This is a genomic window from Pseudomonas sp. C2B4, from assembly GCF_013359695.1.
Taxonomy (GTDB): domain Bacteria; phylum Pseudomonadota; class Gammaproteobacteria; order Pseudomonadales; family Pseudomonadaceae; genus Aquipseudomonas.
On sequence record NZ_JABFMU010000014.1, the window covers coordinates 102,173 to 113,025 of the forward strand.

Genomic DNA, 10,853 nt, shown 5'->3' on the forward strand with positions numbered 1-10,853 from the left:
TCACTCTCCGCGAAGGGCCGATACCAGCCCTTTGAATTTGCTGTTGAGCAGGGTGAAGCTGGCCTGGAAGTTGACCGCGTTTTCCGCGTAGTTCGACTGTTCCAGCTGGGCGTCCACGGTGTTCTGGTCGATCGAAGGTTGCATCGGCGTGCGGTACATCAGCGACTCGTCGCCATTGCCCAGGCCTTCGGCTTCGATATGACGGCTGTTGGTCATGTTCAAGGCGAACGTGCCGTTTTTGGCTTTATCGCTCTGGGCCTCGAGCACTTTCGAGAATTCCAGATCCCGCGCCTTGTAGTTCGGGGTATCGGCGTTGGCAATGTTGTTGGCCAGGACTTCGGCACGCTGGGCGCGGAAGCCCAGCGCCTTTTCGTGAATGCCGAGCGCGTTATCGAAGCTGATGCTCATGTCGGGAAACCTTCGGGTGACCTGAATTTTCGTGCGATGAACATAGCAAGCGTCATGCCAAATAAAAGAAAGCCCGTAATCCGGGGCTTTGCGGGGAGTGGCAACGCGGCAATGCCAGAAAAGCGGCAACCGGTTTCCGCCAGATGCCGCTTTTCTGCCGCTTTACGCGTCCGACAGAACACCGTCCGCCCTGTGGGAGCGAGCCTGCTCGCGAATGCGTTGTGTCAGCCAACATTGATGTCGATGGGTATGCCGCTTTCGCGAGCAGGATCGCTCCTACAGGGGAGGAATTCACCAGGCATAAAAAAACGGGAGCCCTTGAGGGCTCCCGTTCTTCGATGACGCCAACCCGTCATTTAGCCTGGTAAATGATCCCCGGGCTGCACTGAACCATCTGGTAATGATCCGGTAATCCGTTCAGTGCTTCGGAAGCACCGAGGAACAGATACCCCCCCGGTTTCAACGTACTGTGAATGCGCAACAGAATGTCCTTCTTCACTTCGGCAGAGAAGTAGATCAGGACGTTGCGGCAGAACACGATGTCGAACTTGCCGAGGCTCGCGTAGCTGTCCAGCAGGTTGAAGGAACGGAACTCCACCCGGCTCTTGATCGGCGCCTTGACGGCCCACCGCCCCGGCCCTTTCGGGTCGAAATAACGTTGCAGGCGTTCCGGCGACAGGCCGCGACCGATGGCCAGGCTGTCGTACTCGCCGGTCTTGCAATTGGTCAGCATGGTGCCGGAGAGATCGGTGGCCACAATCTGCACCCCCATCCTCAATTGCCCGGCATTGGCTCGCTCGAACTCGTCGATGGACATCGACAGCGAGTAAGGTTCCTGACCCGACGAGCACGCCGCCGACCAGATCCGCAGACGCTGGCCGGGACTGGCCTTGATCGATTCAGGCAGCACCTTGTTCTTCAAGACTTCAAACGGATAGGTGTCACGAAACCACAGGGTTTCGTTGGTCGTCATCGCGTCCACCACCATCTCGCGCAACCCGCTGCGCGGCTGGGTCTGGATGCGTTGGACCAACTCACCCAGGGACTTGATGCCTTGTTGCTCCATCAGCTTGTTGAGACGGCTGGAGACCAGGTATTGCTTGTTTTCACCGAGCAAAATGCCACAGGCTTTTTCCAGGAACACCCGGAACTGTTCGAAATCCAAATTACCCGTAGACAATGCTGCCGCCTCTTAAATCGTGTTGAAAACCAGGGGCCAAACGCCCCTAGCTGATGTCTGCTGCTTTGATTCGGTCGACTACCCGGGACGCCAGGTCATCAGGGCGGAATTTGGCCAGGAAGTCATCGGCGCCGACTTTCTTGACCATCGCCTGATTGAACACGCCCGACAACGAAGTATGCAGAATGATATGAAGCTTCTGCATGCGAGGGTCGTTGCGAATTTCAGCCGTCAAAGTGTATCCGTCCATCTCCGGCATCTCGATGTCCGAGATCATCATCAGGAACTCTTCTTCCGGTTTCTTGCCCTCGTCGACCAGCTTGCGAAGGTAATCCAGCGCTTGCCGACCGTCGTTCAACGCCACCACTTCGACGCCGACCGTTTGCAGGCAACGCGTGACCTGCTTGCGCGCCACCGACGAGTCATCGACCGTCAGCACACGCAGCGAAAGCGCCTTGTGCTGGGTTTCAACGTCCACCACGCCCACGGAAATCGCTTCCGGTGTCGGCGCCACTTCCGCCAGCACCTTCTCGACGTCGATGATTTCGACCAACTGATTGTCGACCCGCGTCACGGCTGTCAGGTAGTGATCGCGACCGGTGCCCTTGGGTGGCGGATGAATCTCCTCCCAGTTCATGTTGACGATGCGTTCCACCGAGCGCACCAGGAATCCCTGGGTCTTGGTGTTGTACTCCGTGATGATCACGAAGGGGTTGTTCTTGTCCTTCAACGCACCGGAGCCGGTTGCCATTGCCAGATCCAGGATCGGAATGGTTGCTCCCCGAATATTTGCCACACCGCACACGACGGGACTGGACTTGGGCATCAGCGTCAGTTGAGGGCATTGCAGCACCTCACGCACCTTGAATACGTTGATCCCATACAGCTGCTGGCCGTCTAGACGGAACAACAACAGCTCAAGGCGATTCTGCCCCACCAGTTGCGTGCGCTGGTTCACCGAATCCATTACACCAGCCATGCCCAGACTCCTACACCAACGCTAAGTGTTGTTGCGACGCACATTCATCTCTAAACGGCACGGCGCTTGCTATTTACGTTCTCATGAACACAGAACCGACATTTTTTCGACGTCCGACCACACGCTGCCGTAAATGGCTGGGTGTCATGGCGGCCGTTTGCTTTTTCAACGCTGGCAGCTCTGCGTTTGCTGACACCGTTACCTTGCCTGACATGCTTATCGGCGTCACTCAGGGCTTTCTTGAATTCACCGTAGAGGACTATCTGGCCACCAGTCAAACGGAAGGTCGCTACGAAATCCAGGTCAACCAGCTTGACCCGCGCATGCGCATGCCGATGTGCGACAAGGAATTGACAGCCTCGCTGGAGAGCCCGGCCAAGCCGCTGGGCCGGGTCACGGTCAAGGTTCGTTGTGAAGGCAGCTCCCCCTGGACCGTCTTCGTACCCGCTCAAGTCCGCCTGTTTCGAGACGTCGTGACGACCTCGCGGCCGCTGCGGCGCGAGGGCATTGTCGAGCCTCAAGACGTGATCTTGCGCGAACGCGATATCAGTGCGATCAACCAGGGCTATCTGACCTCTCTGGATCAGGCCATCGGGCAACGACTTACCCGACCAATGGTCGCCGATCAGGTCATCACGCTGGTACACCTCGAACAGGCGGAAGTCATCCGCAAGGGCGATCAAGTGGTGATTACGGCTCGCAGCGGTACGCTCAGCGTGCGTATGCCCGGCGAAGCGCTGTCCAATGGCGGCATGAGCGAACAGATCCGGGTGAAAAACCTCAACTCCCAGCGGGTCATCAAGGCGCAAGTCACCGCGCCGGGACAGGTGGAAGTTTCCATGTAAGGGGAAAATGCAGAGATCTCTGTACGTGAAAATGTGGCGCCGACCATGGCTGTTCCCTAAACTGTGCCCCATGCAGGGCAAGCGCTGACGCGCGCGAGTTCATTGATAAATGGGCCTAAAGTTTTTTAGGGAATGGCCGAAAACATGGCAAGCGTCCAAATTCCCAGAGGTTTTTTATCATGGTCATCGATTTCAGCCGTTTGAACAGCTCCTCGTCACTTACGGGCAGTACACGTACCAGCGTTGCCAAGGAAACCGCCGATGCCGGCAAATCCGCGCCGCTGAATACCCCGGCCGAACAGGTCGGTACCGCTACAGTCGGGGAATCGGTACATCTCAGCAATGAGGCTCAACAGTTGCAGAAGGTCACTGATACGCTGCGCGATCAGCCTGTCGTCGACAAAGCCCGAGTGGCCGAGTTGAAAGCAGCGATTGCCGATGGCAGCTATAAAGTCGACAGCAACCGTGTAGCCAGCAAACTGCTCAACTTCGAAGCCCAGCGCTAGGCTACGGCCCGCGCCAGGCTTTTGGACGCTTAAAACCCAAGGCCAGCCATGCACGACACTAATTTACTGCAACTGATCACTGACGATTTTGCTCCAGCGCAACAACTGCTGGAGTTATTGCGTACCGAATCCCTCGCCTTGCATGGTCGCGACATGTACCTGCTGGAAGACATTCTGGCGCAGAAGCAGGCATTGATCATTTTGCTTGAACAGCATGGCCGCAAGCGCAGCGAACTCCTCGCCAGCCTCAACCTGCCAACCAACCGCAGCGGCCTGGAGCAACTGGCCAGCCAGTCGGGCGTGGGCGAAGCGCTGCTGGCGCAAAGCGATGTACTGACCGATCTTCTGGCCCAATGTCAGGCCGCCAATGCCAACAACGGCCAGTCGATTCGGGTGCAGCAGGCCGCTACGGCCACCCAGCTGAAAATCCTTACCGGCGGTGAACCTCCAGCACTCTATGACGCCAGCGGAACATTTTCCAAGCTTGTGAAACCGCGCCCGCTCAGTCAGGCTTGAGCCCGTCGATGAGCCCGCTCTATCAAGACTCGAAACATGCTGGCAAAATGCTGGCTAGCCGTAGTCAAAATTTGTCTGGAGATTGATTAACCGTGTCCAATGCCTTAAATGCGGACGATGCTCCGCAGCCACCCAAGGTGCTCAGCACGCCCCTGGAAATCTCCGGCAACCTTCGCCAACTGCAAGAAAGCCATGACCCGCTGATCATCACGTTCCACGAGCGCAGCCAGCGCTTCCAGAGTTATCTGGTGGACATTGACCGCGATAGCAACATGATTGCCCTGGACGAAATGATTCCCCGAGACGGCGAACGCTTCCTGCTGGCTGGCGAACCGTTCAAGGTTGAAGGCTTCCACGAAGGCGTTCGCATCGCCTGGGAAAGCAACGGCCCGCTGACCATCGATGAGTCCGGCGGAACTCGCTGCTACCGTGGCAAGTTGCCCGACGAAGTCGTCTACCACCAACGCCGCAACGCATTTCGTGCCGCGCTGAAGCTGGCACAGTTGGTCGACGTCGAGCTGGATGGCGATAAGCTCAAGGCATCGCTCAGCGGAAAACTGCTGGATATCTCGGCCACCGGTTGCAAGTTGCGCTTTTCCGGCGACATCACCGGCAGCCTGCAATTGGGTCAGGTGTATGAGCGCTTCATGGCCGCCCTGCCCTTCGGCAAGATGACGGCGCCGGTAGAACTGCGCTACCTGCACTTCGAAGAAAAAATCTCCACCACCTTCGCCGGTGTACGCTTCCATAACATGAGCGGACTGGTGCAACGGCAGGTCGAGCGGTTCGTCTATCAGCTGCAACGCGAAGCACGGCGCTTCGACAAAGACGACCTCTGATACAACGTCACAACAAAAAACGGGCAGTCCCTTGCGGTGACTGCCCGTTTTTTTATGCCTGGGGTTATGGCCTGGCCTCGGTGAAACCTTGCTCCCTACCCGAATCCGGGTCCTCAGGAGGCGTATCGGATTGCGCCTCCGGCTCGGGAGCCGGTTCAGAAGGTACCGGGTTCTGCATCTGATCCTGAACCACTTGCTCGTCGACCCGCGGATCAAGGCAAGCGACCAGCGGCGAACTCGACATGCTGTCCGGCATGGCCACGTGATGCAGCGGCGCATCGTCGACCTGATGCAGATTGGTGACCGCTTTCGGACGAATTCGCCACACAAGCACCAACGCAAAGAAACTGAAGAAGGCATACAGCATCTGGCTGCCGAACAACTTCATCAGCACCCCCGCCGCCAACGGCCCGACACTGGCACCGACGCCATAGGTGACCAACAGCATCGCCGTCAGCGACACCCGACGATCCGCCTCGACATGGTCATTGGAGAACGCGACCGCCAGCGGGTACAAGCAGAACTTCACCAGCGAACAGAGGAAACCGGCGATAAACAGCACCTCTAGCGGCACCTGCTTCAGGATCGCCAGTGGCAATGCAGCAAGCGCCAGAACCAAGGCAAAACAGCGGATCAACAGGGCCCGATCATAGCGGTCGGACAACCAGCCCAACGGCCACTGCACCACCAGCCCGGCGAAAATGCAGCTACCCATGAACAGACCGACCTGCTCCGTAGACAACCCTTGTTGCGAGGCATACAGCGGTGCCAGACCGTAGAACGAGCCAATGATCAGCCCCGCCCCCAGCACAGTGCTCAGGGACTGCGGCACGCGATTGATGAAGAATCGCGGCTCCATCGGCGCCGGATGCAGCGGCGCCGGGTGAATCCGTCGCGTCAGGGCCACTGGCACCAGACACAAGGCAAAGCACAGGGCCACCAGCATCAACAGCTCCAGGCCCAGCCCCGGATGCATGACCAGAATCAGCTGCCCCAACACCAGGCCCAGGTACGACGCGATCATGTACCCACTGAAAACCGTGCCGCGCTGCGAAGCTTCGGCCTGCTCGTTAAGCCAGCTCTCGATGACCATGTATTGGCACATCATGCCCAGACCGACGATAACCCGCAGAAATATCCAGGCCGGCAGCCAGTCCACCAAACCGTGACCAAGCACCGCCGCACCGACGATCCCGGCACAGGCCGAATAAGCGCGAATGTGCCCGACGCGGGCAATCAACCGGTGACCAATCTTGCCGCCCAGCACCAGGCCGAAATAGTTGGCAGCCATCAACGCACCGACCCACAGACTGTCGACGTGATCGGCCGCCAGACGCAAGCCCAGGTAGGTACTCAGCAAGCCGGAGCCGATCAACATCATCAGCGAGGCGAAATACAGCGCTCGAAAGGGTTTCCAGATTTGGCGCATCGGCGTTCCGAGCGGCTCCTTGCGGTGAGAAATCGGACTACCGAAACGATAGCCCGAGATGGATGATGCGTCAGGCCTGGGCGGCTAGAACACGCCGTTCCCAGGGAGTAATTTCATCATGGAAGCTGGTCAACTCCATGGTCTTCGAAGCAATGTAACCTTCGATGAACTCGTTGCTGAACAGTTCCTTCGCCAATTGGCTACGCTTCAGACGCTCAAGGGCAGCGTGCAAGGTACAGGGTAGTGAAAGATTATCCGGTACCTGAAATTCACCCTGAATCGGTTCGCTCGGATCCAGCTTGTTTTCAATGCCATACAACCCCGCGGCCAGGCTGGCGGCAATCGCCAGGTATGGATTGGCGTCAGCGCCTGGCAAGCGGTTCTCGACCCGACGAGCAACCGGCGAACTGGCTGGAATGCGCAAACCCGCTGCCCGGTTGTCATGGGACCAGCAGGCATTATTCGGTGATGCGTAGGGATGGCACAAGCGCTGATACGAATTTACGTTCGGCGCAAACAGTGCGGTGAAATCCGCCATGCAGGCCTGCTGACCACCGATGAAATGGCGGAAAGCCGCCGTGGGCTGGCCGGTCTCATCACTGAACACGTTACGTCCCGTTCCGGTGTCGACGATGCTCTGGTGAATATGCATCGAGCTGCCAGGTGTATGTGCCAACGGCTTGGCCATGCAGACCACCGTGAGGCCCTGCTTGAGTGCGACTTCTTTCAGTAAATGCTTGAACAGAAAAGTCTGGTCGGCCAGCAACAACGGATCGCCGTGCAACAGGTTGATCTCGAACTGGCTGACGCCCATCTCATGCATGAAGGTATCGCGAGGCAGGCCCAAGGCCGCCATGCATTCATAGACTTCGCTGAAAAACGGCCGCAGGCCGTTATTGGAACTGACGCTGAACGCCGAATGGCCGTCTTCGCGACGACCGTCCAGGCCAAGCGGCGGCTGGAAGGGTTGCGTCGGGTCGGTGTTGGGCGCGAAGACAAAGAACTCCAGCTCCGTCGCCACGACCGGTGCCAGGCCGAGAGCCTTGTAGCGCTTGATAACCGCCTTGAGTTGGCCGCGGGTCGACAGATTGGAGCTCACACCGCTCAACTCATCTGCGTCGCAAATGGCGAATGCACGTGGTGGCTTGCTCCAGGGCAAGCGATGGATTTGCTCCGGGTCTGGAACCAGTGCGAGGTCGCCGTCATCACTGCCGTAAAAACGCGCTGGCGGATATCCGCCCATGATGCATTGCAGCAGCACACCCCGCGCCATCTGCAAACGCCGTCCCTCGAGGAAACCCTCGGCGGTCATCACTTTACCCCGTGGCACGCCATTCAAATCCGGCGTGACACATTCAATCTCATCAATGCCCGTCAAACGCTCCGCGAATGAACTCAGGCCATCGCTTGTCATGACGCAATCCTTGTTATTGTGCGAGCCGCGAACGGCGACCTGTACAAAATAGGCTCCGCGTGTTCGGAATATCAAGCAGCGTCAAACAAAAAGCTTCAAGTCCAAGCAATAACATCAGGGCAAATAGAGGCGGAAGACGCCACCGCCCAATGGGCCACCATTGCTGATTTCGGTACGCCCGCCAATGCCATTGCGCTGATGCAACGCCGCTATCCGACCGGCAAAATACAACCCCAGCCCAGTGCTGCCACTGCTGTGGTTGATGCCTTGCACATAGTCCGCCTGACGCTCGATCATTTCGGCAGGGTAACCTTCGCCATCGTCATTGATGGTCAACACCACTTGCCCAGCCTCGTCGCTGACGCTGATCAACACCGCATGACGGGCGTAACGGATGGCATTGTTGATGCTATTCGCAAGAACCGAAGCGATCAGCTCTCGATCGAAGAAACCCAAAGGGCTCAAGGGATCGACTTCGAAGGTCGCGGCAATACCGCGACTGGCAAAGACATCCTGATGACAAGCCAGCTGCGCTTCGATGAAGTCATCGAGCTCGTGATAAGCCGGTTGCAGCGGCATCTGATTGACACCGAGCTTATACAGGCCCAGCAACTGCACGAGCATGCCGTTGAGATGCGCAAACTCGAACTCGATCACGCCCTGCTCCGGCGTCTGCCGTGTCGGGTCGGGAAGGTTTGCCAACCATTGACTGTGGGCCTGCATCAGCATGGCTAACGAGTTCTTCATATCATGCACGGTGGATGCGATCACCGTAGAGAAATCCAGGCTCTGCTGATTGTCGTTCATTCGCCAAACGCCTTGCTTTTCAGCTTCTGATAACGCGGATAACGCGCATCGGTATCAGGCATCAAACCGACCATTTTCAGGCAGGTTCGACACTCCTCAAGTTCGGCCGACGGCACACTGGTATCCGTGCCATGCAGCAGTGCCTGTGCCATGTTCAACGCAATGCTGATGTTCTTCGGCTGCAGTGCCAAGGCTTTGCGGAACACGTCGCGGGCTTCGACCAGGTTGCCGGTCTTGTACACGCGAACGCCTTGCCGGTTGAGATCGGCGGCGGCGTTACCGGAGTTGAGGATGGTTGGGTCATCCGTGAGCTTGGCGATGTCCTTCATGACGGCCGGATCGTCACCGTAAATTTCCGCACAGTTTTTCAGCATTGAGGTGCCGGCTTCCGCCTGACCCAGCATTTGCAACTGCTTGGCCACCAATAGCGCCGCCTCGGCACTCATAAACTGCTCCATGCCGTCGAGACGCATCAACGCCTGCTCGGTGAGCTTTTCAGCGGTCTCGGCATCGTTGAGCAACAGACTGGTGGCCTTCATCAACCGTGCGCGGATTTGCAGTCCGGGGTCAGACGGATTCTCCTTGGCCACCGCACTAAGCGTTGTATTGATTTCCAGTCGGGTCCGGGTATCAAGGCCTTTTTCGCTACCTTTGCTGATCAAGGCATGGGCTAGCCCAAGGTTACTTTCAGCGTCCTTGAAACGCGATTGAGCGCCCTGGTTAACCGCCTGACGATAGGCTTTGGAAGCAGTGTCAAAATCTTCGTTAGTCATCGCCAACTTGCCCAACTGCGCCTGACGACGTACTGCCAACGGTGACAGACGAATCGCCTCTTCCAATACTTTCTGGGCAGCCCTGGTATCCCCTTCGGCGACCAATACATCCGCCATGCCATCGTAGAGCGCCGGCATCATGGGGAAAACTTTCAGCGCCTTCTCATAGACGCCCTTGGCCTGCGCAACCTGGCCACGCTTGAACAATAACTTGCCTAGCCCGGCAAATGCCCAAGGCAGAGGTCGATCAGCAATGATGCTGTCGTAAAGACGCTCCAGCGCTTCATTCTGATTAAGGTCGCGCAGCGCATCCGCGCGGTAGCGCAGGCACAAGGGCGAATAACGAATATCTTGCTTGCACAGCGCAATGCAGGCATTGAGCACTTCAACCGGTTTTCCACGGTCGAGGGCCTGCAGAATGGGCTTGAGCAAGGTCTTGCGCTGCTCCAGGCGCTCAAGGCGCTGGGCCAGCCCGGAACGGTTGAAGGGTTTGGTCAGATAAGCGTCGGGTTCGTGCTCCAACGCACTGAGCACCATAGCCTGGCTGGTTTCGGCGGTGACCATGACGAATACACTTTCATGGCTGATCAGCTTCTCAATCATCAGGTCTTCGAGCACCTGCTGACCGTTCTTCTTGCCATCGCCCAAATGGAAATCCTGCAGGATGAAATCGTAGGACTTCTGCGAACACATTTTCAGTGCCTGCTCGCCGGTGTCGGCCGTATCCACATCCTTGACACCCAACTCCCGCAACATGGACCTCACGGAACTGCGGAAATCCGAAAAATCATCGACGATCAGAAAACTCTTTTGGTGATACGACAGCATCGAAGATTTCCAGGCAATTTAAGAAGAAGTACCGAAAGGCAACTAAATGGACAAGATCAGCTTCACTGCCCCTTCACGCGCGCAGATGATAGCTAGTAGCCATATGCTATCAAGCGATTTCTCTTGAGCAGAGACTGCGAGAAATGAAGACCTTGTGACTGTATGGTTATCGGCCAGTGGTGGCGTTCTCTTGAAGCAAGAGATGCGTAATCGTGTTATTTGCCTTGCGATAGAGCCTTGGACATAGGGGGAGAAACCGAGCTTTCGACACGCCACTTTCCTGCGGGCAAAACAAAACCCCAACTGCTTTCGCAATTGGGGTTTCGGAA

The 10,853-nt window shown here is 57.3% G+C and carries 11 protein-coding genes; 4 read left to right on the forward strand and 7 right to left on the reverse strand.

What is annotated here, in order from left to right:
* The 3 genes from flgB to HNQ83_RS12385 all read right to left on the reverse strand — a co-directional run bounded on the left by flgB (position 1) and on the right by HNQ83_RS12385 (position 2,567).
* Entirely contained in the window at positions 1–408 is a 408-nt protein-coding gene (gene flgB, locus HNQ83_RS12375; protein ID WP_150772853.1) for a flagellar basal body rod protein FlgB, read from the reverse strand.
* 352 nt (positions 409–760) lie between these two features.
* On the reverse strand, positions 761–1,588 hold the full coding sequence (cheR, locus tag HNQ83_RS12380) for a protein-glutamate O-methyltransferase CheR (protein WP_175389215.1): 828 nt from the start codon (positions 1,586–1,588) through the stop codon (positions 761–763).
* Positions 1,589–1,634: 46 nt separating this feature from the next.
* On the reverse strand, positions 1,635–2,567 hold the full coding sequence (locus tag HNQ83_RS12385) for a chemotaxis protein CheV (RefSeq protein ID WP_015096472.1): 933 nt from the start codon (positions 2,565–2,567) through the stop codon (positions 1,635–1,637).
* Positions 2,568–2,650: 83 nt separating this feature from the next.
* On the opposite strand from HNQ83_RS12385, the gene flgA reads away from it, so the two are divergent.
* The 4 genes from flgA to HNQ83_RS12405 all read left to right on the forward strand — a co-directional run bounded on the left by flgA (position 2,651) and on the right by HNQ83_RS12405 (position 5,273).
* The gene (gene flgA / locus HNQ83_RS12390) at positions 2,651–3,412 is read left to right on the forward strand and encodes a flagellar basal body P-ring formation chaperone FlgA (protein WP_175389216.1); all 762 of its coding nucleotides are present in this window, start codon (positions 2,651–2,653) and stop codon (positions 3,410–3,412) included.
* A 179-nt stretch (positions 3,413–3,591) separates the two neighbouring features.
* Entirely contained in the window at positions 3,592–3,918 is a 327-nt protein-coding gene (gene flgM / locus HNQ83_RS12395) for a flagellar biosynthesis anti-sigma factor FlgM (RefSeq protein WP_175389217.1), read from the forward strand.
* 48 nt (positions 3,919–3,966) lie between these two features.
* A complete protein-coding gene (locus tag HNQ83_RS12400) occupies positions 3,967–4,434 on the forward strand; it encodes a flagella synthesis protein FlgN (protein WP_175389218.1) in 468 nt (155 codons plus the stop codon).
* Between the two features lie 92 nt (positions 4,435–4,526).
* Complete coding sequence (locus tag HNQ83_RS12405) at positions 4,527–5,273, forward strand: flagellar brake protein (protein WP_175389219.1); 747 nt, start codon at positions 4,527–4,529, stop codon at positions 5,271–5,273.
* 64 nt (positions 5,274–5,337) lie between these two features.
* On the opposite strand, the gene HNQ83_RS12410 is transcribed toward HNQ83_RS12405, so the two are convergent.
* The 4 genes from HNQ83_RS12410 to HNQ83_RS12425 form a co-directional block, all read right to left on the reverse strand.
* Entirely contained in the window at positions 5,338–6,702 is a 1,365-nt protein-coding gene (locus HNQ83_RS12410) for an MFS transporter (RefSeq protein WP_175389220.1), read from the reverse strand.
* Positions 6,703–6,772: 70 nt separating this feature from the next.
* A complete protein-coding gene (locus HNQ83_RS12415; RefSeq protein WP_175389224.1) occupies positions 6,773–8,014 on the reverse strand; it encodes a glutamine synthetase family protein in 1,242 nt (413 codons plus the stop codon).
* Between the two features lie 216 nt (positions 8,015–8,230).
* A complete protein-coding gene (locus HNQ83_RS12420) occupies positions 8,231–8,923 on the reverse strand; it encodes a sensor histidine kinase KdpD (protein WP_175389221.1) in 693 nt (230 codons plus the stop codon).
* Entirely contained in the window at positions 8,920–10,524 is a 1,605-nt protein-coding gene (locus HNQ83_RS12425; protein ID WP_175389222.1) for a response regulator, read from the reverse strand. The genes HNQ83_RS12420 and HNQ83_RS12425 overlap by 4 nt, the downstream gene beginning before the upstream one ends.
* Positions 10,525–10,853: the final 329 nt, after the last annotated feature.

What these genes read in the sequence shown, in the direction of transcription:
- HNQ83_RS12420 (WP_175389221.1), bottom strand. Translation starts at nt 8,923, where the DNA reads ATGAACGACAATCAGCAGAGCCTGGATTTCTCTACGGTGATCGCATCC.
- HNQ83_RS12415 (WP_175389224.1), bottom strand. Translation starts at nt 8,014, where the DNA reads ATGACCGCCGAGGGTTTCCTCGAGGGACGGCGTTTGCAGATGGCGCGG.
- flgA (WP_175389216.1), top strand. Translation starts at nt 2,651, where the DNA reads ATGAACACAGAACCGACATTTTTTCGACGTCCGACCACACGCTGCCGT.
- flgB (WP_150772853.1), bottom strand. Translation starts at nt 408, where the DNA reads ATGAGCATCAGCTTCGATAACGCGCTCGGCATTCACGAAAAGGCGCTG.
- flgM (WP_175389217.1), top strand. Translation starts at nt 3,592, where the DNA reads ATGGTCATCGATTTCAGCCGTTTGAACAGCTCCTCGTCACTTACGGGC.
- HNQ83_RS12425 (WP_175389222.1), bottom strand. Translation starts at nt 10,524, where the DNA reads ATGCTGTCGTATCACCAAAAGAGTTTTCTGATCGTCGATGATTTTTCG.
- HNQ83_RS12410 (WP_175389220.1), bottom strand. Translation starts at nt 6,702, where the DNA reads ATGCGCCAAATCTGGAAACCCTTTCGAGCGCTGTATTTCGCCTCGCTG.
- HNQ83_RS12400 (WP_175389218.1), top strand. Translation starts at nt 3,967, where the DNA reads ATGCACGACACTAATTTACTGCAACTGATCACTGACGATTTTGCTCCA.
- HNQ83_RS12385 (WP_015096472.1), bottom strand. Translation starts at nt 2,567, where the DNA reads ATGGCTGGTGTAATGGATTCGGTGAACCAGCGCACGCAACTGGTGGGG.